This is a genomic window from Natrinema sp. CBA1119 (assembly GCF_002572525.1).
Lineage (GTDB): Archaea > Halobacteriota > Halobacteria > Halobacteriales > Natrialbaceae > Natrinema.
Map to the genome: position 1 here is coordinate 2194665 of NZ_PDBS01000001.1, position 25371 is coordinate 2220035.

The following is a 25371-nucleotide window of genomic DNA, read 5'->3' on the forward strand; positions in this document are numbered from 1 at the left end:
AGACAACTCGAAACGCGGTCAGTCTACCGTTCGATCGTTGAACGACAGCTCGCGGTCGGAGACGTCGAGTCGTCTCGAGCCGTCCGGGAGTTCGGCCTGGACCATCTCGATCAGGAGGTCGATCGCCATCCGGTTTGCGCCCTCGGGAATGATCACGTCGGCCCGTTTCTTCGTCGGCGCGACGAACCGCTCGTGCATCGGTTTGACCGTCTCGAGGGACTGATCGATGACGCCCTCGAGGTCGCGCCCGCGCTCGATGACGTCGCGTTCGATCCGGCGCAGAATGCGGACGTCCGCGTCGGTCATGACGTACACCCGGAGATCGAGCAGGTCCCGAATCGCCTCGTCGTGGAGCGCGAGGATCCCCTCGAGGACGATGATCTCGGAGGGCTCGACGGTGACGCGCTCGTCGGTGCGGTTGTGCACCTCGAAGCCGTACTGGGGCATCTCGATCGGCCGGCCCGACAATAGGGTCTCGAGTTGCTCCCGGAGCAGTTCTCACTCGAACGCGGCGGGATGATCGTAGTTGATCTCCCGGCGTTCCTCGAGCGCGAGGTACGAGAGACCCTCGTAGTATAGTAACAACTGCAACTATTCACACACTGATCGCACAGCCGTCGTGCGATCAGGTGTGCAGTGTCTTGCAGTGGCTACTATAGTTGTCAATCGGGATCCGCGTGACCGCCTCGCCGACGGTTTCGGCGACCGTGTGTGCGTCCATCGTTTTTCCGGCTCCCGTGCCGCCGGCGATTCCCATGGCGAACGACGGTGTGCTCATCGTCCGAATCTGGGTCGGGCCGCTAACGAATCCCCTGATCCCGCGTCGCCCCGATTCGACGGACCCCGTTCGCCCCTCGAGTGCCAGCGCTCACTCGAACTGGGCGGCCTCGCGGAAGCGGTCCTCGTGGACCGGACGAAAGGTCTCGCTCGAGGCGTCGAATTCGCTCGGCGTCCAGAACCGGGCGTCCGTGGCGTCGCTGCCGGCCGCCGGCACCCCCTCGGCGTCGGCCCGATCGGCCACGTAGTGGACCGTCACGACGTGTTTGCCCTCCCGGGGCGGCATCGCCGACGCGGCGAGGATCTCGAGGTCGTCGGTATCGACGACGATGTCCGTCTCCTCTGCGAGTTCGCGAGCGGCTGCCTCTGGGGGCTCTTCGCCGATCTCCACGTGACCGCCGGGGATCGTCCATTCGCCGACGCCCGGGGGGACGCCGCGCTCGACACAGAGGACGGCGGGCTCTGGACCGGATCGGTCGACTACAGCGACGCCGGCACAGGGAACCGGGTTGTGCCAGACGATCGCCTCGCAGGTCGAACACCGCATGCGCTCGCGATCGTCGAACGTGGTCGACTCGAGTCGGGTGCCACAGTCGGGGCAGAACGTCGGCGGTCGACTGACCATCTATCCGGTTTTTCGGACCCGATCGTTCAAAGTGTTTTGAATCCGCTTCCCGTCAGCGGCACGACGACATCGTCGTCGTCGGCGACGACCCCGTCCTCGCGATACCGCTCGAGGGCCGCTGGGGCGACCGCACAGGTCGGCTCCACGTAGAACCCGTTGCGGTGGAGTCGGTCCAGCGCGGTCTCGATCCGGTCCCCACCGAGCGCGATTACGTCACCGTTAGTCTCCTCGATCGCCTCGAGGATCTCGGTGCCGCGGGCCGGTTCGGTGATCCGAATCCCGTCGGCGATAGTCGTCCCGTCGCCGTCCTCGTCGGTCGTGTCGCCGCCGAGTGCCGCGACGATGGGTGCGTAGCCGGCCGCCTGCGCGCCGAGTAGGCGGGGCATTCTGTCGACGATTCCGGCCTCGTTCAGCAGGCTGAAGCCGCGGTACGCACCGAGGAAGAGCGTCCCGTGGCCGACGGGAAGGACGACGGCGTCGGGAACGGTCCACCCCTGCTGGGCGGCCACTTCGAACGCGAACGTCATGGTTCCGGCGTAGAACGCGGGGTTCCACGCGTGGCTGGCGTACCATCCCTCGCCAGTCTGGTGGGGTGCGTCGCTGTCGCCGGCCGAGACGGCACCACCGTTCGAGCGGCCTTCGACGGCCCTGAGGCAGGCCGCGGTGACGTCTTCTCGCGTTCCCTCGATGCGAACGGGGCGCGCGTCGGCCCGCTGGATCGCCATCAGCTTCGACTGTTTGACGTCAGCCGGCACGTAGATGTCCGCCTCGAGACCCGCGCGGGCCGCGTAGGTCGCGATCGATGCACCCGCGTTCCCGGAGGAGTCCTCGATGACCTTCTCGACGCCGAGTTCGACCGCCCGCGAGAGGGTCGTCGTCGCGCCGCGGTCCTTGAACGACCCCGTCGGAAACACGTACTCGAGTTTGAACTGCGCGTCCCACTCGGGGGCGTCGACCATCGGCGTGAACCCCTCGTAGAACGTGACGTGCTGCTCGATCGGGAGGAACTCGAAGAAGGTCCACAGCCCCTCGCTCGTATCCAAACTGTGCAGCGGGAGCGGATCGCCGTTCGGGTGGGGTCGTTCGGTGAACTCGAGGCCGCGGCCACACGCACAGCGCCACGGCTCGTCGGGACTGGCGTCGTAGCGAGTGCCACAGTCGGGACATGTGAGATCGGCTGGCATGGTTAGACGGTGTCGATGTCGGTTCCGACCGAGCAGACGTATTCGCCGGTCGCGACCTGCGGGAGCCGACGGATCCGCCAGAGGATGCCGTTGCTGTTGGCGGTGACGGTCGACTTCGGCTCGCCGAACGGCGTCGTCACCTCGAACAGCGTCTCGCCGCTCGCGACTCGATCGCCCAACTTCTTCTGCAGGTCGACGAGGCCGCCGCCGGGAGCGCCGTACTGCTCGAAGCCGCTGGCACGTACCTGGCGCTCCACGTCCGCGTCCTCCACGAGGTAGCCGTAGTACCGGAGGACGTTGAAGACGCCATCGACCCCCTTCCGAATGCTCTCTTCGTCCCAGCCGACGGCACCGCCGAGTTCGGGGTCGACGGTCGGGATCCCCTCGTTCGGCGCGGTGCGGGCCAACTGGCCGTCCGGTCCCTTCTGGTCGAGGATGTGCCCGCAGCCGAAGACTCTCGCGAGTTCGAGACACTCGTCGTAGAGGCGGTGTCGCGTTCCACAGCGGACCCGGACCTCGTCGAGCATCCGGCTGGTCGACCCCTGGTGGAGGTCGAGGATCATGTCCGCTCGGGTCGCGACGTCGAACGTCGCGGCGGCGATCCGCTCGCTCGAGGTCCCGTTCTCGTTGCCGGGATAGGCCCGGTTCATCTTCGTATCGTCGATCGGGTTGCGGTGTTCGGCCACCTGAAACGCGTGGTAGTTGACGATCCCGACGATCAGGATCGTCCCCGAGAGTTCGGCGAGATCGAGCCGGGGCACGAGATGCTGGATCACGCCGACGCCGTTGAGTTCGTCGCCGTCACTGACGGCCTGTATGTAGAGCGTGTCTCCGGCGTTTGCGCCGTTGATCACGGCGACCGGGAGCCCGAACGGGCTCCCGTCTCGCGTCTCGCCGACCTCGAGACGGCCCGTATCCATCTCGCCGGGCCCCGCGCTCGCGGTTCCGAGCGTCGTCGTCATATGTTCCTCACGATGGATCCGTCCGCCTTTAGACTATCCTTTGATCTCGATCGCCGATCATCCGGTGAGGACAGCCCGGAGCGCGAACCGGAGGTTCTCCCGCCGTTCCATAGCTCGACGGTAGAAGTAGGACTTCCAGCGCTCGCCGTAGGGGACGTACTGCCAGACATCGTACTCCTCGGCCAACTCGTACTGGGCGGTCTCGCGGACGCCCATCAGCATCTGTACCTCGAACGCGGTGCCGGAGCGCTCGTGGAGCGCCGTCGCGTACTCGAGCATCGCCGGATCGTGACTCCCCACCGCGATCCCGCCGTCGTAGTGTTCGAACGCGTACTCGAGTAAGGTCCTGTACTCCTGATCGATCCGCTCCCCGTCCGCGTACGCGACGTCGGCCGGCGGATCGTACGCGCCCTTGACGAACCTGACCTTCCCGGGAACGTCGGCGAGTCGCCGTACGTCCGCTCGAGTCCGCCTGAGGTTCGCCTGGACGCAGACACCGACGCCCCCTCCCCGCTCGCGAGCGACCGTCTCGAACGCGTCCAGGGTCGCGTCGGTCGTCGTATGGTCCTCCATATCGATCCAGACGAAGACGCCGTGCTCGGCCGCCGCGTCGACGATCGCCGTGAGCTCGGAGCGGAAGACGTCCTCGCTGATATCCAATCCGAGTTGTGATGGCTTGACTGAAATGCAGGCCTCGAGCCTCGAGCCGGCGATATCGGTGACGAGTCGGCGGTACTCGGCGGCATCGGCCGCGACGGGATCGCGTTCGTCGTAGTGTTCGCCAAGCAGATTGACGATGGCCTTTACGTCGCGCTCGTTGAGTTGACGGACGTGCTCGAGCGCTTCCGCAGGAGAGACCCCAGCGACGAACCGGTTCGCGATGGGCGGGATCATAACAGAGGATACTGACCGCGACGCGTAAGGGTGTTCCTCCGTTTCTCGGCGGATTACGACGGATCGTCCGGGCGTTTGCAGGAGCACGAGTCACCGTCCGACTGCGGCCGATCGATCGGTCGTCGGGCGACGGAAACGTCTCGACCGAAGGGCTCGCGGTCCGAACCTACCCGCCGTGGCCGGGATAGTCCCGCTCGAAGCGGTCCTCGATTTCCGCCTCGTCGAACTGCACGATCACCGGTCGACCGTGCGGACAGGAGTAGGGGTTCTCGCAGTCGTCGAGTGCGGACAGCAGGTCGACGACCGAGCCCTCCGTCAGCGAGGTGTTCCCCGTGATCGACGGATAACAGGCCAGGTCCCCGAGGAACTCGTCGGCCAGCGCGTCGACGGTCTCGGCGCCCGCCTCGCGGTCGCCCGCGACGAACGATGCGAGGACGTCCCGCAACCGATCCGGCTCGAGCGTCGCCTCGAGCACCGCGGGCACGGTCGTCACCGCGACCGTCCGATCGTCCACTCGGTCGGCGTAAAAACCCAGCCGCGAGAGGGCCTCTCGGTAGTGCTCGAACGCCTCGGCCTCGGCGGCCGTCAGCTCGAGTTCCACGGGCTCCGCCAGCGCCTGCGCGGTCGGATCGTCGGCGAAGGCCGTCTGCAGCCGCTCGTAGTTGACCCGCTCGTCGGCGGCGTGCTGGTCGATCAGGACGAGTCCGTCGCCCGTCTCGCAGACCAGATAGGTGTCGCTGAGCTGGCCGAGCAGTCGCAGCGACGGCAGCGACTCGAACGCGGATCGCTCCCCCGTCGCGGCCTCGCCGGCAAGTGTCCGCTGTTCGGTCGCGGCGGCGAATTTGCGTTCGGCGTCGGAATTCGCGTGGCGGCCTCGTTCCGTCCTCGAGCCCCCCTTCGTCTCCGTCTCCGTCGAGCCGGCCGCCCCATCGCCGTCCGCGTCGGAAACCGGATCCGCGCTCGATTCCGTCGCGTCCGTCGCATCTGTCACGCCCGTTTCATCTGTCGCGTCCGTTGCATCTGTTGCGTTCGTCGCGTCCGCTGCCGGTTCGTTCCGCGGCGTCACCGTCGGCCGACTGCCCGCCGATGAGCCGTCCTCGGTCGATGACTGCGAGTCGGTCCCCGAATCCGCGCTCGGAGTCGCGGATGCGTCGGTCGACAGCGCGTCGCCCGTCGCAGCGTCCGCCCGTTCGGTAGCCGAGTCCGCGGGATCGTTCCCGCCGTTGCTCGAGCCGTCGGACTGCCTCGCAGCCTCACCGGTGCGCTCGAGCGTGGCGGTCTCGTGGCCCTCCGGGTCGGGTCCGGTCCCGCGGTCGCTACCGGGTTCGACCCGCGCCTCGCCCGGTGCAGACCGACCGCGGGGCGCACCGGATCGGAGCAGGCCGTGCTCGAGCAACGCTGACTCCACGGCGGCGTCGACCTGCCGGCGGACCGCATCGTCGTCGTCGAAGCGCACCTCCCGCTTTCTGGGGTGGACGTTCACGTCGACCGCGTCGCCGGGCACCGCCAGAAAGAGGGTGACGAAGGGGTAGCGGTCGCCGCCCAGTTGCGTGCCGTAGGCGCCCATGATCCCCTCGCGGACGGCGTCGGCGGTCACCGCCCGGCCGTTGACGTACGTCGCGAGGTAGTCTCGACTCGAGCGGTTCGTTTCGGGGTGGGAGACGAGGCCGGAGACCGATTCCAGGGGACCGGGCGGAAGCTCGTCGCCGCCGGCCTCGACGGGAATCATCGACGAGGCGACCTCGCGGCCGTAGACCGAGAGGACGGCGGCCTGGAGGTCGCCCTGTCCCGTCGTCGAGAACACCTCGCGGCCGTCGTGGGTCAGCGTGACCGCCACGTCCGGGTTCGCGAGCGCATAGCGCGTGACGACGCGGTTGACGTGGGCGAACTCCGTCGCTGTCGTCTTGAGGAACTTTCTGCGAGCGGGCGTGTTATAAAAGAGGTCCTCGATTTCGACCGTCGTTCCCGCCGGACAACCCGTCGGCTCGACCGAGACGACATCCCCGCCCTCGTAGGAGAGTTCCGTCCCCGCACCGTCCGCCCCGCGGGGTCGCGACCGGATGGTCACTCTCGAGACCGAGCCGATAGTGTGCAGCGCCTCGCCCCGGAAGCCGAGCGTGGCGACGCCCGACTCGAGGTCCTCGAGCCCGTCGATCTTGCTCGTCGTGTGCTCGCGGACCGCCGCGCGAACGTCCGCCTCGGACATACCAGCTCCGTCGTCGGCGACGCGAATCAGCTCCGTGCCGCCCTCCTCGACGGTGACGTCGACGCTCGAGGCGTCGGCGTCGAGACTGTTCTCGACGAGTTCCTTGACGGCGCTGGCGGGGCGTTCGACGACCTCGCCGGCGGCGATGCGGGCGACGGTGTCCTCGTCTAACTGGTGGATGTCGGTGTCGTCCTGGGGGTGGGTACTCTCGTCACTCATGATGATTTGGCGTCGGCGCGGTGATCGGCTCCGACGCGTCCGCTGTGTTGGATACTGGTAGAGACGGCGGCTGGTTAGGTCTTCCGTCCCGTGTGTTACCGCCGTGACTCGAGCGCGTCGGCAGGGTTCGAGTCCGCCGTCAGTCCTCGAGCCCGAGGTCCTGCGACATCGAATTCCCAGCGCGCGGCACGCCTTTCACCGTCACCGTCTCGCCGTTCATGAACGAGGCGGCGGGACTCGAGAGGAACTGGGCGACGTCGGCGATCTCCTCGGCGTGACCGATGCGGCGGTCGGCTTTGTCGCGGGACGGCATATCCTCACTGTCGATACCGAGCGTGTCGGCGACGCCGGGCGTCTGGATGAGTCCCGGGGCGATACAGTTGACGCGGATGCCGTCCTCCGCCCACTCGACGGCGAGCGTTTCGGTCAGCCGGATGATCGCCGCCTTCGACGCGCCGTAGTGACTCTCGCCGGGGGCCGCGTGCTGGCCGTTCACGCTCGAGAGGTTGATGATGACACCGCCGTCGCCCTCGCGCATGACTTCCCCCGCGAGCTGCGTGCAGTGGACCGTGCTATTCAGATTGAGGTCGACGATGGTCTGCCAGCCGTTCGCGGAGATGTCCTCGAACGCCGCGACGAACTCCCCGCCGGCGTTGTTGACGAGGATGTCGATGTCGCCGAACTCGTCGACCGTCTCGTCGACGAGGTTCTGGACTTGGTCGCGCTCGCGGACGTTACACTCGACGGCGAGCGCCTCGCCGGCGTCCTCGGCGTCGTTGATCTCGTCTGCGACGGGTCCCACGCGGTCCATCGACCGCGAACAGATCGCGACGTCCGCGCCGCTGGCTGCGAGCGTCTTCGCGATCGCTTCACCGATTCCCTGACTCGCGCCGGTGACGATCGCGGTCTGGCCCGCGACGTCGAAGTCTGGTTCGTGCATCGTGCTAACGGGCGACCTATCGTCTCAAAATTCTACCGATGAACGACGGCCGCTCGCTCTTTGATGGGGTTCGCCGCGTCGCTCGAGCTCACCGACGCAGCCCGGATATCCGAACGACAGGACGGCCCTCGACGGTCGGATTCCGGCCCAGAATTCCCCGTTCGAGAGGTTTTTACCGACGTTCGTCTGGTAGCGTCTCCCCTCGAGGCGCGTGATACGGACGTTCACCCCTCTCGACCGGTCCTTCGACGCCCGCATCGATGAGAAGGTCTTTGCAGATGCGGGTTGTTACCAAACATCATGTGTGCTAGCACGGAGGGAAGCGTCGCAGCGATCCACGTCGCCCCGGAGGCCGAGGCGGAGATGCGGGCGGTAGCCGACGTTCGAGCGGTCGCCGGCAAAGGGCTCGAGGGCGATCGATACTTCGAACGGGCAGGGTCTTGGTCGGGAGAACAGGGACGGGCTCTCCCCCCGGAGGACCGGGCGCTCACGCTCTTCGAGGGAGAGACGCTCGACACCGTCGAGCGCGATGCCGGTATCGAGATCGATCCGGCCGACCACCGACGAAATATCACGACCAGGAACGTCGCCGTCGATCACCTGCTCGACGAACGGTTCCGAATCGGAGAGGCCGTCTGCGAGGGCGTCGAAATCTGTGAGCCGTGTGCCTACCTCGAGTCACTCACCGAAGAAGGCGTACTCAGCGCGCTCGTCCATCGCGGCGGACTGAACGTTCGCATCGTTTCCTCCGGTGAGATTGCCGTCGATGATCCGATCACCGTCCTCTAGGCGCGGATCGTCGTGTGAGACGGCTATCGAACTGCATCGCGAATCACCGGTCGTTCGCCGTCATCTCGGGCGGCGAGTGCCTGCGCCGTCCTTTTCGTGACCACACCCGTCCGTACGGTATGGACCTGCGACGGATCCGTTCCGTCGCTCGAGACGATCTTCGGCATCTACGCGGACCTCGTGAACACCGTCGGGACGTTCGAGACGCTCGGCGCGGTCATCCTGTTGCTCATCTGGCTCTAAGGCAACGCGCTCGTCCTGCTGGTCGGCCGCGGCGGTGAACGTGGTAGTCGGGAATCACCGACCCGAGAGCAGTACCGGCGACAGCGACGACCAGGAATCGGCGGACACCGTTCTCGCCTGAGTTCGACTGTCGTCCCGGTGATCGCACAGTCGCAGGGGTGGCGAAACGCTACGGTCCTCTCGATAGTAGACACCACCGTCGAATTCGGACACGAGGTGTTCCAACACTATGAGCAACTACACCGCCGAAATACCCGATGAGGAGGAACGCGGAATTCGCATCGAATGCGACGACCACGGTGAGTGGGAGGAGTTTCGACCGGGGTATCGGACCGTCGACTCCCACTGCGATGGCTGTGGCCTCGAGATCCAACTCGATCTCCGCGATCTCCACGACTGGCGGGATCTCGGCGAACTGTGCTGACAGTCCCTCCCCGACCGGGACGGACCGCTTTCAGCAGCCGCTGCGATCATTAGTCCGACCGCACGAGCGGGAGCGCCCCTCGCCGACGGTCACTTCTCGAGTCGCTCCTGTAGCTCCTGGACTCTCGAGACGAGTTCGATCGGCGGCGTCGTGTTCACGTCGATCGACTCGAGGTCCTCGAGGACGGCTTCGGTGTCGGGATCGATCGGTCGGGTGTCGGAGTTGGCATCGAGCGATTCGGTGTCGGAGTCGCCCGCCGACGATCCGGCGTCGGAGTCGCCCGCCGACGATCCGGCGTCGGAATCGGGATCCATCGGACCGCCGTCTGTCGATGCCGCCTGTGCCTGCGCACGGCCCGGCTCTCCTTGCGTCTGCATCGTTCCGCTCCCCAGATCGAAGACCGCTTGCACGGGTTCGCTCGAGCCGCCGCCTTTCGCCTCGATAGCCTTCTCCTCGCGCAGTCGCTCGAGGACGTCCCTCGAGCGGTCGACGACGGGGTCGGGGACACCGGCGAGGTCGGCGACGTGAATTCCATAGGAGCGGTCGGTCGGGCCGTCGCGGACGGTCCGGAGGAAGGTCACCTCGCCGTCGCGTTCGTCCGCCGCGACGTGGACGTTGGCGACGCGGGGGAGGTTCTCCGCGAGTCCGGTCAGTTCGTGGTAATGGGTCGCGAAGAGGGTCTTCGCTTTGACCTCGTTGTGGAGGTACTCCGTCGCGGCCCACGCGATCGAGATGCCGTCGTACGTCGCGGTGCCCCGCCCCACCTCGTCTAAAATGACCAGCGACTCCTCGGTCGCCGTGTGAAGGATGTTCGAGAGCTCGCTCATTTCGACCATGAACGTCGACCGGCCCTGTGCGAGTTCGTCCAGTGCGCCGACCCGGGTGAAGATGCCGTCGACCAGCCCGATCTCGGCCTCCTTCGCCGGAACGAAGCTGCCGATCTGGGCCAGCAGGACGATACAGGCGACCTGGCGCATGTACGTCGACTTGCCCGACATGTTGGGCCCGGTCACCACGAGGAATCCCCTGTCCTCGTCGAGTCGGACGTTGTTCGGGACGAACTCCGTCGTCTGCTCGACGACCGGGTGTCGGCCCTGCTCGAGCGTGAGGCGGTCGCCTTGGTGCAACTCCGGCTGAATCCAGCGGTTCTCGGCCGCGTGAGTCGCCAGACTCGCGAGCGCGTCGACCGTCGCCAGCGCCCGTCCCACGTCCTGTAGCAGTTCGGCCCGCGCGGCCACCTGCTCGCGGAGTTCCTCGAAGAGTTCGTACTCGAGGTCGCCGCGTCGCTCCTCGAGTCGGAGTATTTCGCGTTCCTTCTCCTCGAGTTCGTCGGTCGTAAAGCGCTTCGAGTTCTTCAGCGTCTTGATCTCCTCGTAGTGATCCGGGACGCCGTCGGCGGCCGACTTGCCCACCTGAATGTAGTAGCCGTCGGTCTTGTTCCGGTCGACGGTCACGTGGCTCAGGCCGTACTGTCCCTTCTCGCGGTCGGCGAGCGTGTCGAGCCACTCCTTAATCGCCTCGTGGCGCTCGATTACCTCGTCGAGCTCGTCGTCGTACCCACACTGGAGGAGTTCCCCCTGGGTCACCGTCGACGGCGGCTCGTCGGCGATGGCTTCCTCGAGGGTCTCCCGCAGCTCCCGCGCGGCGTCGCGATCCGGGCGGTCGACGATCTCCGAGAGGGGCGAGTCGGCCAAATCCGGATTCGACGCAATGGCGTCGGCCAGCGCGGGCAGGACAGCGAGCGTCTCCTGAACCGCGAGCAAATCTCGCGCGTCTGCACTCCCGTGGGTTGCCTTCGAGGCGAGGCGGGCCAGATCGTAGGTCTCGCCCAGCGTCTCCTGTACCTCGTCGCGGGCCAGCGCCGCCGTCGAGAGCGCGGCCACGCTCTCCTGTCGTCGCTCGAGGGTCTCGAGCGAGCGCCGGGGCCGCTGGAGCCACTCCTTGAGCAGGCGGCCGCCGGCGCTGGTCTCGGTGTGGTCGATCGTCGCGAACAGCGACCCGTCGCGCTTCCCTTGCATGGTTTCGGTCAGCTCGAGGTTGCGCTGCGTGGTCGCGTCCAGCGTGACGTGATCGTCGCCGTGGTGGGCCTGGATCCGGGTCATCGAGGCGAGCACGCCCGCCCCGGTCTCATCGACGTAGGAGAGGATCGCACCGGCCGCCGCGACGGTCGGCTCCGCGACCGACAGCCGGTCGACGGTTTCGGTGCCGAACTGCTCGCGAACCGCGTGGGTCGCCCGCTTCGGCGCGAACGCCTCGGTTTCGTGGAGCGTCAGCGTCGCGTCGGTCCGGTCGCTGACGGTGTTCAGCAGCTCGTCGTCGGCTCGCGCGTCGGGTCCCGGCAGCACCTCGACTGGATCGAAGCGGTACAGTTCCGTCAGCGCGTCGTCGACGTCAGTGGCGTCCGCGACGAGGAATCGACCGGTCGTCACGTCGGCGAAGGCGAGGCCGTAGCCCGAATCGGTCGTCGAACTGCCACTCGAGTCGCCGGCGCTCCCGCTGCCGTCGACGACCGCCGCGAGATACTGGGCGTCGGCGTCGCTGGTCTCGAGCAGGGTGCCGGGGGTCACGACGCGGACGATTTCGCGCGCGTGGCCGGAGTCGGTTTCGTACTGATCGGCGACGGCGACGCGGTAGCCGCGTTCGACGAGGGCCTTGAGGTAGGGCGTCAGATCGTCGATCGGCACGCCGGCCATGGGGTACGACGAGCCGTGGGAGGACTTCTGGGAGACTTTGAGGTCGAGCTCCTCGCTGACGATCTCGGCGTCCTCGCCGAAGAACTCGTAGAAATCGCCACACTGCATCGTCAGTATTTCGGCGTCGGTCTCCTCTTTCAACGAGAAGAACTCTCCGACGATCCCCGTCGCCTCGGTCATATCCGGAGACTGTCCTTCCATCGCAAAAACCCTGCGGGATCCGCGGTGAAAGTGGTCGGGTCGGACCGATCACACCGCTCAGTAGCGAGTCTGGTCGTCTCACTGATGGTGAATCCGAGCATCCCGCCTGCGGACTCTTCGAGAACAAACGGCTCACAGAAATACGCCGGATCACTGTCTCGGAAACGTCGGCCGGAGGCCGACGCCGAATCCATCCGGTGTGGTGGACGTGGTAGGTGGGTGATCGGAATCGTCGGGTGGATTCGGCCACGGTGGAACGATATCCGATCTGTAGCGAGGGGGCGGTGATGTCTCGGGAAGTTCGGACGGTTCGGCTGGCAACGACTGGATCCGCTCCGCCTCGCTACATAGGCTCTTCGGGACTGCTGTGTATATTTATTGAGCAGTTAAAGCGATACCGGCGGGTACAACGAGTGTGTCGGCCCGGGCCGCTCGGCCGCGTGCAGCGACGATCGATCCGCGGACAGAACCAAGTGAGGGGACGGCTCACACACTTGGTCGGTCCGACGACGGATACCGTCCGGCGACGAGACCGTCAGTACAACGTCCCGCCGAGGGGAACGTTGTCGTCCGGCGACACCAACACGGGATACCCCTCCTCGCTTGGGACGCCGACGGTCAGCGCCTCGGATTTGAAGCCCGCGATCCGTACCGAGCCGAGGTTCGTGGCACAGAGCACTTGTCGACCGACGAGGTCAGCGGCGTCGTAGTGGTGGTCCAGTTGGCCGGCGGACTGGATCTCCCTCTCGCCGAGGTCGATCCAGAGCTTGGTCATTTTCGGCTTCTCGGCTTCGGGAAACGGTTCGGCCTCGATCACCTCGCCGACTTCGATGTTGACGTCGAATGGACTCTCGACCATGCGTCGTGATATTGCTGCACCAAAACGTAGCTATTGGTTCGCGAACCGACGCGTCCGGCAGGGGTATATCACGCGTCCCGTGGGAGGACTGACTGAACCCCAGCAATGCCAGACCCTCGCGATCATCGCGTGCTGATTCCGGTCGACGTCCTCGAGGGCCAGACCGTTCCGGCGACGGTCATCGACGCGTTCGCATCGATCCCGGTCGTTCTGCTCGGCTATCGCGAAATTCCCGACCAGACCGGACCGGATCAGGCACGCGACCAGTACGGTGACCGCATGCAAGCCGAACTCGCGGAGCTCAGGACGGTGTTCGAGGAGGTCGGCTGTGACGTCACGACGCGGTCGGCGTTCACCCACGATCGATTAAAAACGTTCGAACGCGTCGCCGTCGACGAGTCGTGTGACGCCGTGTTGGTTCTCAATCCGGCACCGATTCTCGAGACGATACTCGTCGCGATTCGGAGCGACGTCAATGTCGAATACATCGCCCAACTGCTCGAGACGATTCTCGCGGGAACGGACCTCGAGCTAACGCTCTTTCACGTCGCGTCGGACGAGGACGGTCGGGAGGCAGGCTCGGTATTGCTCGAGACGGCGCGGTCGGAACTGGTGGCCGCGGGCGTCGACGACAGTCGGATCGACGGCACGGTCGTCGTCGACGACTCGCCGACGGCGGCCATCCTCGAGGCCGCAGCCGATCACGACATCCTCGTCGCGGGCGAAAGCCGGCCATCGATCCGTCGCTTCGTCTTTCGGGATCGTGCCGAACGGTTGGCCCGGCGGACGGTCGATCCGGTCCTCGTCATTCGGGGGAGTATCTCGAGTCGGACGACGGCGACGAGCGAACAGTAGACGGCGAGGGCGACGAGTAGGAACGGCCGAACGGTCAGTCACGACGTTCGACCGCATCGTCGCGTTGCTCGAGGCTCCGAACGACGAGTACTGGCCCGACGGATTCCGAAGCGACCCGTTCGGCCTCCTCCCCGAAGATGAGCGACCGGAGCGACGGGGCCCGTTCGCCCATGACGATGGCATCATGGTCGGTCGCGGCATCGATGAGCGCCTCGAACGGCGGCTCGTCGACCGCGAGTTCGGTCTCGACGTCGATGCCGTGTTCGGAGAGGCGTTTGCCGGCCGCCTCGATCGATTCTCGGCCGCCGGCTTCGTCGTCGGTCGCGAGAAAGAGCGTGACCCCGATTTCGCGGTCGCCGACCAGTTCGGCGACGAACGAGCAGATTCGGTCGACGGCGACGTCTCCCGTCACCGTCACGAGGAGCCGATCGACCGGCCCGGTTACGCCCGGGATGGCGTAGGCGTCCGCCGCCGTCTCCGCGGCGACTCGATCGACCGTTTGCTCCCGGTCGTGGGTGAAGACGAGGCGATGGTCGGCGTGTCCTCCGGCCGCCTCGAACTCGGCCACGAGGTCGTCGAGAGCGGCTGTCGCACGGTCCTCGTACTGGAGTCGCGCCTGGTCGGGCGGTGTCTGCTCGGGCAGGACGTGATACCCCAGCACGGTCACGTCCATCGGCCCGAGCAGCGTCGACAGTCCGGACGAGACCGATTCGCCCTCGAGTATCGCAAGCGGGACGAGGACTCGCGTCATTGGAGCACCCCCTTCAGGGTCACGTCGCGGGCGTAGTAGGCGTACCATCCTGCGGTTGCGAGCATGATCCCGAGGCCGATGAGCTGTGATGCGCGTTGCATGAAGCCGATCAGGGCGAAACTGGTGAGCGCACCGAGTATCGGGACGACGGGGTAGCCGGGGACCCGGAAGTCAGGGTCGTACCACTCCGGTTCGTTCCGGCGGAGTACGAGCAACGCCACGCAGATCAGCCCGTACATGACGAGGTGCAAAAACGAGGCGACCTCCGCGAGCAGTTCCACACGGCCGGTCGCGACCAGCACGAGGATCGGCCCGCCGGCCATTCCCAGCGCGACGTGCGGCGTACCGTACCGGAGGTTGATGTGGCTCGCCCGTCGCGGCAACAGGGCGTCCTTCGAGACGGCGTAGATCGCTCGAGAGGTGCTGAGAACCGACGCGTTGGCGCTCGACATCGTCGCGAGCAGCCCGCCGAAGACGATCGCGAACGCGCCAGCTGCGCCCAGATAGTGGCGGCCGACTTCCACCATCGCCGTTTCGCCGAACCCGGCGAGTTGCTCGCTCCCGAACGCACTCGTCGCGACGAAGATCGCCGCCACGTAGAGCCCGCCGACGACGAGGACGGAGCCGACCATCGCCAGCGGCAGGTTTCGACCGGGATTCTTCATTTCCCCGGCGACGGTCGCCACCTGCGCGAAGCCGAGATACGAGGTGAATACGAGCGCCGCCGTCGTCAGTACGGAGACCGTTCCGTACGGTGCGAACTGTTCGGGTGCGGACGGTTCGCCGATGAGTCCCACCGCGTCGAGTCCGCCGTACCCGAGGAAAAACACCAGAATCGACAGCAACAACGCGACGATCCCGTTCTGCAGCTTCGCCGCGTTTTCCGTCCCTGTGACGTTCAATACGGTAAAGCCCGCGCCGAACAACAGCGCCAGTGGGATAACGAGCCCATCGCCGACCGCAACACCGAGTTCGGCGAGCGTATCGACGGCGTAGTAGCCGAAGCCGACGAGGTAAAACGCCGTCGCGAACACCAGTCCGAACCACAACGAGAGTCCGACGACGGTCCCGGCGAGCGTGCCCAGCGCGCGGGAGATATAGTAGTAGCCGCCCCCGCTTTTGGGCATCGCCGTCGCGAGTTCGGAGGTCGGCAGTGCGACCAGCAACGCGACGAGCGCGCCGATGGCGAACGACGCCGCCGCTGCGGGACCGGCCTCTCCGGCCGCTAGCCCCGGAAAGACGAAAATACCGGCACCGATCATCGTCCCGATCCCGATGGCGAGGCCACCGGAGAGCCCGAGCGTCCGCTCGAGTTCAGCGTCGTCCGTGATCGTCGCCTCGTCGGTCTCGATCGTCGCCTCGACCTGTGGCGATTCGCCCTCGACGTTGGTTCCACCGGCCGGCGACGTATCACCCATAGCGAGAGAGAGTCCCGCTGGCCGTATATTTCTGCTGCTGACCGAGGGTCCGGATCGACGTTTCGGCCCTCCAGCCGCCGACACCCGGCGGCAGCCGGTTCCGCGATCAACCAACGAGTTCGTCGGCTAACAACCGCAGGCTCTCGTCGTCCTCTCCGGCCGCGTCCGGAACTGCAAGCATGACCTCCTCGATCCCGACGTCGGCGTACGCCGCGAGCCGCTCGCGGACTTCCGCCGGCGTCCCCGTCGCAGCCGTCTCGAGGTATGCCGACAGAAAGAACTCGCGGGGCTCGCTCGGCTCGTCGGACAGCATCTCGTCGGCGAACGCCTCGCGTTTTTCCGTCGCTGCCTCGGTCGTCTCGCCGACGAAGACGAACAGCTCGGCGGATTTCCGGATCTCCTCGTACCGATCCTCGCTCTCGCAGTGCTCGCGCAGTACGTCGAGTTTCTCCGCGAAGCCCGCGGGCTCGAGCGTGCCGTAGTTCCAGCCGTCGGCCAGCTCGGCGGTGTAACGCAGCGTAAACTCCTCGCCCCCGCCGCCGATCCAGATCGGCGGGTGGGGGTCCTGGACGGGGTGGGGCTCGCAGAATGCGTCCTCGAGGTCGATATCGAGGTTCTCGCCCCGGTGACTGTACGTCTCGTTCGTCCAGAGTCCCTGCAGGATCTCGACGGTCTCGGCGAGCCGACGGAGCCGTTCGGCCGGCGGCTCCCGAAACTCGTAGCCGAAACGGTCGTACTCGGCTTCGTACCAGCCGCCGCCCAGCCCCAGCTCGAGCCGGCCGTCGCTCACCCGATCGACCGTCGCCGCCATCTTCGCGAGCAGCGCCGGATGGCGGTAGGACTGGCTGGTGACGAGCGTCCCCAACCGAACGCGGTCGGTCGCCTCGGCGACCGCACTCAGCGTCGTCCAGCACTCGTGGGTGTTCCGGCGCGGGTCGCCGATCCACGACTGGAAGTGATCCTCGAGCCAGACCGCGTCGTAGCCCAGCGATTCGGCCTCGAGCGCAGTGTCCCGAACCGTGTCGATATCGGTGCCGTACTGGGGGAGGATGACTCCGGCCTCGAGGTCGGCCGCGTCGGAGTCGGTCGGGCTCATTCGGTCACCTCTCGATCGAGCGCCAGCGTTCGATCGGCGAGCGTTTCCGGATCCGCGGCGATGAGTTTGACGAGCGCCTCTTTGCCGACTTCGCCGCGGTCGATGACGGCGACGGGAGCCTCCTCGCGGTCCGCGAACGCCTGCCGGGCACCCCAGCCCATCGTGCTTCCCTCAGTCTCTTTCACGGCTGCCGGCTCTGTATCGCGGTCGTACGTGGCGACCGGCCACTCGAGGGACTCGAGCGCCGCCTCCACGTCCGCGTCGAACCGACAGTTAACCGCGAACCGGAGGTCGGGGACGAACTCCCGCGCCGAGAGGAGGAAACGAGCGACGTGGCTCGAGGCCCCGAACCGAACGCCGCGGTTGGGCTGGACGCCCGAGAGCGTTCGCGTGATGCGGCCCTCGACGGCGGCCGTTTCGGTGACGGATTCGGCGTAGGGCGTCGCGCCGACGACGTTCATCCCGACCTCGGGAACCAGCGCAGAGATATCGGCGTCGACGAACCGATCGACGATCGCCTGAACTTCCTCGGCAGTGGGTTCTCGAGCGGCTTCGTTTCGCAGCGGGACCATGTGGTTGACCGCGCCGTGGCCCTCGCCCACGTCGGAGTAGTAGCGCACCGCGCGGGCGAGGAAGTCGGTCGCGCCCGCCACTGCGGGCTCGAGGGCCTCTCCCTTCGCGAGGCGGGCCGCGATCGCAGCGGCGAGCGCGCAGCCGGAACCGTGGGTCGCGTCGGTGCCGACGCGGGGGTGTTCGAACGTTCGAACGGTGTCGTCAGTGACGAGCACGTCCTGTACTCGCTCGCCGGGGACGTGGCCGCCCTTGACGAGGACCGCATCGACGCCCGTCTCGAGGATCGCGTCGCCGGCCTCGCGAGCCGTTTCCTCGTCGACCACGGCGACGTCGGTCAGTACCTCGGCCTCGTCGACGTTGGGCGTCGCCAGCGTCGCCTCGCCGAGTAGGTCTTCGTAGGCGCGTTCGGCTTCGGGCTCGAGCAGGCGATCGCCGGAGGTCGCGACCATCACGGGATCGACCACGAGCGGAAAATCGAACTCGCTTGCGCGGTCAGCGACGGTCCGAACGATGTCCGCGGTCGCGAGCATTCCCGTCTTCGCCCCGCCGACCGCGAAGTCGTCGGTGACGGCCGCGAGCTGGGCCTCGACCGCCTCGAGCGGGAGGACGTGCGAGGACTCGACGCCGCGGGTGTTCTGGGCGGTGACGGCGGTGATCGCCGAGGTGCCGAAGACGCCGTGGGCGGCCATCGTCGCGAGATCAGCCTGAATCCCTGCGCCACCGCCGGAGTCGCTGCCCGCGATTGTCAACCCGACCGGCCGGTGTTCGGGTGCTGGCGTTCTCATAGGTGATCGTATTCCGTGGTTGTACTAAGCGATGGTGGTCCGCGAGACAGGACGTAGTCCATTGTGGTGGATTCCGGCCAGAATGGCCACTGCGTCGGTCCCCTCGATCGACAAGAGCCCCAGCATCACCGGCCGGTTGTTTCCCGTTTATACTGGTTATAATTATTGTCCCTCCGCCGAACGGATCTGTATGAACGAACGATCGGGAACGAGACGACACTGCCTGGTGGCGATGGGAGCAGTCGGTACGACCGCGCTGGCTGGGTGTCAGGAACAAACCGACGCGGACGAGACCGGGAACGGTTCGGGGACGGACGGATCGACGAGTAACGGCAACTCGGCCGGACTCAGCGACGACGGCATCGAGGACGCATCGGCCCTCATCTCGGCGACTCGAAAAACGCTCACGAAGCAGGGGTACGAACTCACCGAGGAGCTCACGTCGACCGGCATCGAGACGAACGACCGCTCGCAGCGGACGCGAAGCAGCCGCGCGGACGAGCGACTGCTATTCGTTCTCGAGACCGCGTCGGCGACGAACCGAGTGTACATCGACGGTGGGACCCGCTACGGTCAGGCGACAGAGAACGGGGAAACGACGTCGTCGACGCGAGAACTGAGCGGGTCGTTCGAGCGGACTCACACGCCCGATCACCTCTCCAGACAGCGGAGCCTCGGCGGCGTTCTCGAGGCCGGAACTTACGTCTCCGCGGGGACGGCCACGCGAAACGGTCGCGAGCTCCGACAGTTAGCGCTCGAGTCGGTTACGATTCAGGAATCGGGCGCCGAGATTTCGACCGCGAGCGGTACGGTCCTCGCCACCGACGACGGGGTCGTCTTCGAGGCGACGCTTTCGTTCGAGGGGAGCGTCGACGGGGCGGAGATTACGCGCGAGCAGTCGATGGCCGTCACCGAACTCGGCGATATCACGGTCGAGCGACCGGCGTGGGTCGACGCAGCCAGTCAGTAAGGGCTCGAGTTACGGATCCGACTCGTCTGTCAGCGTCGCGTAGGCCGCCCACGACGGATCGACAGTCGGATGCTCGAGTCGGTCCCCGTCCACGAGCACCTCGCCGTCGCCCGCCGTCGCTTCGACGCGGCCGATTTCGGCGACGGGAGTGTCCCGGGCCGCGAGCGCCGTGCGTACGGTATCGACACCGGTTGAATCGACCGCGAGCAGGAGCGAGCCGCAACTGGTCGCGGCCCAGGGGTCGATTGCGAGGGCATCACAGACCTCGCGGACGCCGGGGCGCATCGGGACGGCCGCGCGGTCGACCGCGAACCGAACACCCGCGCCGTCGGCCATCTCGTTGAGTGCACCGGCGAGCCCCCCTTCGGTGACATCATGCATCGCCCGCACCGGTCCCGCAGCGGCCGCGGTAAGGGCGTCGCGGACCGAGAAGACTTCCTCGAGGCGGTCCTGCGCGTCCGCGATCACGTCGTCCGGGAGGGCCAGCTGATCGCCGAAGAGCGTACTCAAGAGGCCGACCGACTCGACGGCGGGACCGTTCGTCAGGAGGAGCAGGTCGCCGGGACGGGCTCCGTCGGGGCGGACGATTTCGTCGTGATCGCCGACGCCCATCGCGGTCGCAGCGCCGACCCACGGATGCGAGACATCCGCGTATCGCGCCGTGTGGCCCGTCACGACCGAGACGCCGAGATCGACGCACTCCGCGTGGATCGTCTCCCAGACCGTCGCGAACTCGTCGTCGGCCATCCCCTCCGGGAGCGTAAAACAGATCGAGAGATGCGATGGGGCGACGCCGCTGACGGCCACGTCCGCGAGCACGAGGTCGAGTGCGAACCGCGCCGCCCGCTCGAGGCCCAGCGCGGGGAGGATCGAGAGCGGATCGGTGGCGGTGACCAGCGCCCGACCGCCGATATCGAGGACGCCGAAGTCGACGCCGTGGGTCGGGCCGACGGCGACGTCGTCGCGGTCGGCACCGAGATTCGGTGCGACGTGCCGCTCGAAGAACGCGCGATCGATTTTGCCGAGGTCGCTCACGGCCGGCAGGTCCCACCGAGCGATCTTAGCGGTGGTGATCCGCGTCGACCGCGCCCCGGAACGACGGCTCGTCGACCGTCGGTCACTCCGACCGCCACTCGAGGGGCTCCCCCGATCGAACGCGCTTCGCCGCCGATTTCGAACGGCAGCACCGTAACCACAGCCACTATCGCTCGTAGCGTCACGAAACCGATATAGGTTACGGACAAGAGTGAAGGCCGTTCCCGGATTATCCGGGATAGATGGCGTATTCGCTCCGGTCACGGGTCGATGTCGATCTCGAGTTCTCCGCGAGCGAATTTACGGGTGCGCTAGGTGATTCGGTTACGGTGTTGCCGCTGCTCGTGGCGCTGGGGGCGACGACGAGCGTCTCGCTTCCCCACGTCCTCGTCGGCTTCGGCGTCTTTCAGATCGTCTGGGGCGTCTACTACGGGATGCCGCTCTCGGTCGAGCCGATGAAGGCGCTGGTCGGCCTGGCGATCGTCGGGGCGCTCACGTACGCCGAACTCGCTGCCGCCGGGCTGCTCGCCGGCGGCGTCCTGCTCGCGGTCGGGCAACTCGGCCTCGTCGGGCGGCTCCAGCGGGTCGTCGGGGAACCGGTCATCCGCGGCGTCCAGTTCGCCGTGGCTCTCCTCCTGCTCGAGGCGGCCGTCGACCTCTCGATCGGGAACCCGCCGGTCGCGGCGGGCGGGCTCGCCGTCGTCGGCCTGCTCGCGCTCGGCGGCTATCGGAGGGCGAGCGTGCTGGTCGTCCTCGGCCTCGGCGGGGTCGTCGCCGTCGCGACGGCGGGCGTTCCGACACCGACGGTTCCGACCCTCGCAGTCTTTCCCGCCGGGTCGCCGTCGTTCAGCGCGGCGGCGCTCGAGGGGACCGTCGCCCAACTCGGTATGACAGTGGGGAACGCCGCGATCGCGACCGCCCTGCTCTGTGGCGACCTCTACGACCGGGATATCTCGCCGGACGCGCTCTCGAGCAGTATGGGCGTCACCTGCCTCGCGGCGATCCCGCTGGGCGGTGTGCCGATGTGTCACGGGAGCGGGGGCCTGGCCGGAAAACACGCCTTCGGCGCGCGGACCGGCGGCGCGAACGTCCTGCTCGGGCTCGGCTATCTCGCGTTCGCGCTGGTCGCCGCCGGGGCCGTCCTCGCGGCCTTCCCGATGGCCGTCCTCGGCGTGCTCCTCGTCGTCGTGGCACTCGAGCTGGCTCGAGCGGCGTTCGAGCCCGTCACCGACGGCCGGTCGCTCGCGCTCGTCGCGGGGATCGGGGCCGTCGGCCTCGTGGGCAACGTCGGCGTCGCGTTCGTCCTCGGGGCCGTCGCGTTCTGGCTGCTCTCGCGACAGTCGTGAGCGGTCTGTGGGCGCAGTCGAGAACACGAGCCGGATAACCTTTGATTCCGTAGCGCCAACTGCCGCCAATGGCTCCAAGCTGGGCGGATCTCTTCGACCGCGGGGCGGCGTACGAATGTGATCTCGAGGATATCCGAACCGAACTCGAGACGATCCGGGAGGAGAGCGATGCCTGAGCGGGACGAGCCGAACCCCGCGCGCGTCGTCGCGGACGCCGACGTGCTCGCGGCGGATCTCCTCCTCGGCGGCGATGCGCGCGAGGCGCTGGACCACGTCCGCCGCCACTCCTGGGTCGAACTGGTCGCGAGCGATCCGCTGCTCGCACAGACCGAACGGCTCGTGTCGAAACTCGCCGATCCGACCCTCGCCGCCGATCACCGGGAGCGCCTCGAGGCCGAGCGGGTCTCTGTCGACCAGCCGGAGGGAGACCACCCCGCGTTGGCCTCGGCCTATCGGGGCGAGGCGGCGCACCTCCTCTCGTCCGACGAGCGCCTTCGATCGGCGAAAGCCGGGCTCACGCTCCAGCCGCGGGTGTCCGTCAGCGTCCGTCCGCCGGACGCGTTCGCCCGCCTCTTCGATCCCGAGAGCCTGTACGAGGCCGTCAAGAGCGGCGAGTACCCGGGCCCGGATCGGGATCCTCGAGCGTAGCCGCGGCGGTCCGGCTCGCGAAGCGACCACAGTACCGCGAGCGGGTTCGCACGGACTGATCGAACGCCGAGAGTCTTATCCGACAGGAGCCCGCAGTATTGAGGGGTTATGAACGACCTTCGCATCGGATTGAGCTACGGTGACGTGCTCCTCGTCCCGAGGCGCTCGCCAGTCGACGGCCGCAACGACGTGGATCTCTCGACATCGTTTACGCCGAGCGTCGAACTCGAGACGCCGCTGGTCGCCGCTGCCATGGACACCGTCACGGAGGCCGAACTGGCGATCGAACTCTCGCGGGCCGGCGGAGTGGGCGTCCTCCACCGATTTCTCGAACCGGACGACCAGGCCGCACAGGTCGAGCGGGTGACGGCCGCTGACGAACGGGTAGCCGCCGCCGTCGGAATCAACGAGGACTACGTCGCTCGCAGCGACGGCCTGGTCGCGGCCGGCGTCGACGCGCTCGTGGTCGACGTCGCACACGGCCACCTCGAGCGGACGCTCGAGGCCGTCGAGCAACTCAGAGCGACGTTCCCGAACACCGATCTCGTCGCGGGCAACGTCGCGACGCCCGCAGGCGTCGAGGACCTCGCGGCCGCCGGTGCCGACTGCGTGAAGGTCGGTATCGGTCCGGGCTCACACTGCACTACCCGGAAGGTCGCCGGCGCGGGCGTCCCGCAACTGACCGCGGTCGACGACTGCGCGACGGCGGCAGCGGATCTGGACGTGACGATCTGTGCGGACGGCGGAATTCGCACGTCAGGCGACGCGGTGAAGGCGCTCATGGCCGGGGCCGACACCGTCATGGTCGGGAGCCTCCTCGCCGGCACCGAGGAAGCGCCCGGCGCGGTGGTCGAGGTCGACGGCACGCGGTACAAGCGCTCGCGGGGAATGGCGACCACCACCGCCGCCGAAAAGCGCGACGACAAGGAAAGCGAGGTCCGTGCGGACGAGGGCGTCGAGGCGCTGACGCCGTACAAGGGGCCGGTCGCCGACGTCGTTGCGGAGTTCCGCGCCGGCATCCAGTCGGGGCTCTCCTACTGCGGCGGCCACACGATCCCGGCGGCCCGCGAGAAGGCGGAGTTCATCCGCGTCGCCCCCAGCGCGAAAGCCCGCGAGGGGTACCACGCGGATCACGACTGGGAGGGCGTTAGCGTCGACAGTGAGGCGAACGCGCTCGAAAACGGGGAGAACGTCGTCGACAGCGAGGCGAACGACGGTGACGGCGAGGCGACCGCAGTCGACAACGGGGCAAACGACGGCGACGAATCGCAGGTCGGGGATGCAAGCGCGGTGAACGACGATTGAAGGCGTCCCAGACGACGGTTTCACTCACTCGTTTCCTCGACCGCAGCCGCGGATTCCGACCGGGTCACGACCAGTATCGGGATGTCGACCGTTCGGAGCACGGTCGCGGTGACACTGCCCAGTAGCTGCCGCCGGAGATTCGACCGACCGTGTGACCCCATGACGACGATATCGACGTCGTGCTCGGCGACGTACTCGCGAATTCCGGCGGCGACGCCGTCGAACGATGTCGTTCGGACGACGTCGGTTTCGAGCTCGAGGTCGGCGTCTCGCCCCTCGATCTCGTCCGCGAGTTCGTCGACGGCTGTCATCCCTTGCGCCTCGAGCCGTTCGACGAACGATTTCTCGAGGCCGCCGGCGTTGAACGCGCCGCCTGCTGCCTGCAGGTCGACGACGCTCAGCACGTGGACGGTCGCGCCGTACCGTCGGGCCACCGTGGCTCCGTGAGGAGCGGCCGCGGCGGCGCTCTCGCTCCCGTCGGTCGGCACGAGAACCCGAGCGTAGTCGAACGCGTCCTCGGCAGAGGGATCCCCCGCCGGAACGACCAGGACGGGTACGTCGCTCCGCTGGAGGACCCCTTCCGTGACGCCGCCGAGGAGGCGCTTCCCGAGGCCCGTGAGACCCTGCTTGCCGATGACGATCAGGCTCGCGTCGCGGTCGGCCGCGCGTTCGGCGATGCGAACCGCGGGCGTTCCCTCCGTTAGCGTCGTCGTCACGGGCCGATCGACGGCCGACGCGAGGGCTTCGATCTCCGCGAGAATCCGCTCCCCGCGCTCTCGTAGCTGCGCCGTCTCGTCGTCCGTCCTCGCGAGCCGACGCGATCGCCGCTCGACGACGTGGACGATGTCGACGGCCGCATCGAACGTCCGGGCGAGCTCGATGCCGCGTTTCGCGGCCCGTTTTGCCTCGTCGCTGCCGTCGACGGGGAGCAGGATACGATCGTACATCGTCTCGCCGTTCGGCGTCCGTTCCCTTCAGTATACTGACGACCGAGGCGACGTTCGACGGTCACTCGTCGCGTCCGGCGTACCACTCCGCGAACGCCGCCAGCGCGCGGCCGCGATGCGAGATCGCGTTCTTCTCCTCGGTGCTCATCTCGGCCATCGTCTGGCCGTTGTACTCGAAGATCGGATCGTAGCCGAACCCGCCTTCGCCGCGGGGGGCGACGAGCGTGCCGGCGACCGACCCCGCGAACGTCTCGGTTCCGTTTCGGTCGACGTAGGCGAGCACGGTTCGGAACTGCGCGCGGCGGTTCTCTTCCTCGCTCGCGAGTTGCCAGAGCCGCTCGACGCCGACGGTGTCCTCGACGTACGCCGAGTACGGCCCCGGGAACCCACCCAGCGAATCGACGAAGAGCCCCGCGTCGCCTACGAGTACCGGTTCGTCGCTCCCCAGCTCCTCGAAGGCCTCGCAGGCGCCGTGGGCCGCGATCTCCTCGAGCGAATCGCTCTGAACCTCAGTGTAGTCGTACTCGATCTGTTCGACGGGTTCGACTCCCTCGAGGTAGTCCCGCGCCTCGCGGACCTTCCCCTCGTTGCCGGTGACGAATCGAATGGCCATGTGCGAGCGACGT

The 25371-nt window shown here is 67.2% G+C and carries 22 protein-coding genes and 2 pseudogenes; 8 read left to right on the plus strand and 16 right to left on the minus strand.

The window, feature by feature from the left end:
• Window positions 1–18: 18 nt before the first annotated feature.
• The 7 genes and pseudogenes from udk to CP556_RS10760 form a co-directional block, all read right to left on the minus strand.
• Window positions 19–778, minus strand: a pseudogene (gene udk / locus CP556_RS10730) (uridine kinase).
• 90 nt (window positions 779–868) lie between these two features.
• A complete protein-coding gene (locus tag CP556_RS10735) occupies window positions 869–1402 on the minus strand; it encodes an NUDIX domain-containing protein (RefSeq protein ID WP_098725614.1) in 534 nt (177 codons plus the stop codon).
• A 26-nt stretch (window positions 1403–1428) separates the two neighbouring features.
• On the minus strand, window positions 1429–2586 hold the full coding sequence (locus CP556_RS10740) for a threonine synthase (protein ID WP_098725615.1): 1158 nt from the start codon (window positions 2584–2586) through the stop codon (window positions 1429–1431).
• A gap of 2 nt (window positions 2587–2588) precedes the next feature.
• Entirely contained in the window at window positions 2589–3548 is a 960-nt protein-coding gene (locus CP556_RS10745; RefSeq protein WP_098725616.1) for a succinylglutamate desuccinylase/aspartoacylase family protein, read from the minus strand.
• Window positions 3549–3605: 57 nt separating this feature from the next.
• Entirely contained in the window at window positions 3606–4442 is an 837-nt protein-coding gene (locus tag CP556_RS10750; RefSeq protein WP_098725617.1) for a proline dehydrogenase family protein, read from the minus strand.
• Between the two features lie 166 nt (window positions 4443–4608).
• On the minus strand, window positions 4609–6867 hold the full coding sequence (gene mutL / locus CP556_RS10755; RefSeq protein ID WP_098725618.1) for a DNA mismatch repair endonuclease MutL: 2259 nt from the start codon (window positions 6865–6867) through the stop codon (window positions 4609–4611).
• A gap of 139 nt (window positions 6868–7006) precedes the next feature.
• The gene (locus tag CP556_RS10760; RefSeq protein WP_098725619.1) at window positions 7007–7807 is read right to left on the minus strand and encodes an SDR family NAD(P)-dependent oxidoreductase; all 801 of its coding nucleotides are present in this window, start codon (window positions 7805–7807) and stop codon (window positions 7007–7009) included.
• A 300-nt stretch (window positions 7808–8107) separates the two neighbouring features.
• Here CP556_RS10760 and CP556_RS10770 point away from each other — a divergent pair, with 300 nt between their 5' ends.
• From CP556_RS10770 to CP556_RS10780, 3 genes are all read left to right on the plus strand, one after another.
• Entirely contained in the window at window positions 8108–8596 is a 489-nt protein-coding gene (locus CP556_RS10770) for an MOSC domain-containing protein (RefSeq protein ID WP_098725621.1), read from the plus strand.
• Window positions 8597–8692: 96 nt separating this feature from the next.
• Window positions 8693–8839 carry a hypothetical protein gene (locus CP556_RS26620; RefSeq protein WP_255291444.1) on the plus strand — a complete coding sequence of 49 codons (147 nt, stop codon included), beginning with the start codon at window positions 8693–8695 and terminating at the stop codon, window positions 8837–8839.
• A 229-nt stretch (window positions 8840–9068) separates the two neighbouring features.
• Window positions 9069–9263, plus strand: coding sequence for a hypothetical protein (locus CP556_RS10780; protein WP_098725622.1), 195 nt, complete (start codon window positions 9069–9071; stop codon window positions 9261–9263).
• Between the two features lie 89 nt (window positions 9264–9352).
• Here the strand turns inward: CP556_RS10780 and mutS are convergent, their stop codons facing one another.
• Entirely contained in the window at window positions 9353–12136 is a 2784-nt protein-coding gene (gene mutS, locus CP556_RS10785) for a DNA mismatch repair protein MutS (RefSeq protein WP_098727365.1), read from the minus strand.
• Between the two features lie 556 nt (window positions 12137–12692).
• Window positions 12693–13016: a hypothetical protein gene (locus CP556_RS10790; protein ID WP_098725623.1), complete on the minus strand. Its 324-nt coding sequence runs from the start codon at window positions 13014–13016 to the stop codon at window positions 12693–12695.
• Window positions 13017–13121: 105 nt separating this feature from the next.
• On the opposite strand from CP556_RS10790, the pseudogene CP556_RS10795 reads away from it, so the two are divergent.
• Window positions 13122–13891: pseudogene (locus CP556_RS10795) on the plus strand (universal stress protein).
• 14 nt (window positions 13892–13905) lie between these two features.
• Here the strand turns inward: CP556_RS10795 and CP556_RS10800 are convergent.
• The 4 genes from CP556_RS10800 to thiD form a co-directional block, all read right to left on the minus strand.
• Window positions 13906–14622: a universal stress protein gene (locus CP556_RS10800; protein ID WP_098725625.1), complete on the minus strand. Its 717-nt coding sequence runs from the start codon at window positions 14620–14622 to the stop codon at window positions 13906–13908.
• A complete protein-coding gene (locus tag CP556_RS10805) occupies window positions 14619–16040 on the minus strand; it encodes an APC family permease (RefSeq protein WP_098725626.1) in 1422 nt (473 codons plus the stop codon). Before CP556_RS10805 ends, CP556_RS10800 begins: the two co-directional genes overlap by 4 nt.
• Before the next feature lie 106 nt (window positions 16041–16146).
• Complete coding sequence (locus CP556_RS10810) at window positions 16147–17136, minus strand: TIGR03560 family F420-dependent LLM class oxidoreductase (protein WP_098725627.1); 990 nt, start codon at window positions 17134–17136, stop codon at window positions 16147–16149.
• Entirely contained in the window at window positions 17133–18494 is a 1362-nt protein-coding gene (gene thiD / locus CP556_RS10815; protein ID WP_098725628.1) for a bifunctional hydroxymethylpyrimidine kinase/phosphomethylpyrimidine kinase, read from the minus strand. The genes CP556_RS10810 and thiD overlap by 4 nt, the downstream gene beginning before the upstream one ends.
• 190 nt (window positions 18495–18684) lie before the next feature.
• On the opposite strand from thiD, the gene CP556_RS10820 reads away from it, so the two are divergent.
• On the plus strand, window positions 18685–19464 hold the full coding sequence (locus CP556_RS10820) for a hypothetical protein (RefSeq protein WP_141551665.1): 780 nt from the start codon (window positions 18685–18687) through the stop codon (window positions 19462–19464).
• Between the two features lie 9 nt (window positions 19465–19473).
• Here the strand turns inward: CP556_RS10820 and CP556_RS10825 are convergent, their stop codons facing one another.
• Window positions 19474–20499, minus strand: coding sequence for an AIR synthase family protein (locus CP556_RS10825; RefSeq protein ID WP_098725630.1), 1026 nt, complete (start codon window positions 20497–20499; stop codon window positions 19474–19476).
• A gap of 242 nt (window positions 20500–20741) precedes the next feature.
• Between CP556_RS10825 and CP556_RS10830 the strand changes: the two genes are divergently transcribed.
• The 3 genes from CP556_RS10830 to CP556_RS10840 all read left to right on the plus strand — a co-directional run bounded on the left by CP556_RS10830 (window position 20742) and on the right by CP556_RS10840 (window position 23798).
• A complete protein-coding gene (locus tag CP556_RS10830; protein WP_098725631.1) occupies window positions 20742–21845 on the plus strand; it encodes a putative sulfate/molybdate transporter in 1104 nt (367 codons plus the stop codon).
• A 168-nt stretch (window positions 21846–22013) separates the two neighbouring features.
• Window positions 22014–22493 carry a DUF7384 family protein gene (locus CP556_RS10835; protein ID WP_098725632.1) on the plus strand — a complete coding sequence of 160 codons (480 nt, stop codon included), beginning with the start codon at window positions 22014–22016 and terminating at the stop codon, window positions 22491–22493.
• Between the two features lie 108 nt (window positions 22494–22601).
• Window positions 22602–23798 (plus strand): guanosine monophosphate reductase, encoded by a 1197-nt coding sequence (locus tag CP556_RS10840; protein WP_098725633.1) that lies wholly within the window; start codon window positions 22602–22604, stop codon window positions 23796–23798.
• A gap of 20 nt (window positions 23799–23818) precedes the next feature.
• Here CP556_RS10840 and CP556_RS10845 read toward each other — a convergent pair whose 3' ends face one another.
• Both CP556_RS10845 and CP556_RS10850 read right to left on the minus strand, forming a co-directional pair.
• A complete protein-coding gene (locus tag CP556_RS10845) occupies window positions 23819–24745 on the minus strand; it encodes a universal stress protein (protein WP_098725634.1) in 927 nt (308 codons plus the stop codon).
• A gap of 61 nt (window positions 24746–24806) precedes the next feature.
• Entirely contained in the window at window positions 24807–25358 is a 552-nt protein-coding gene (locus tag CP556_RS10850) for an XTP/dITP diphosphatase (protein ID WP_098725635.1), read from the minus strand.
• Window positions 25359–25371: the final 13 nt, after the last annotated feature.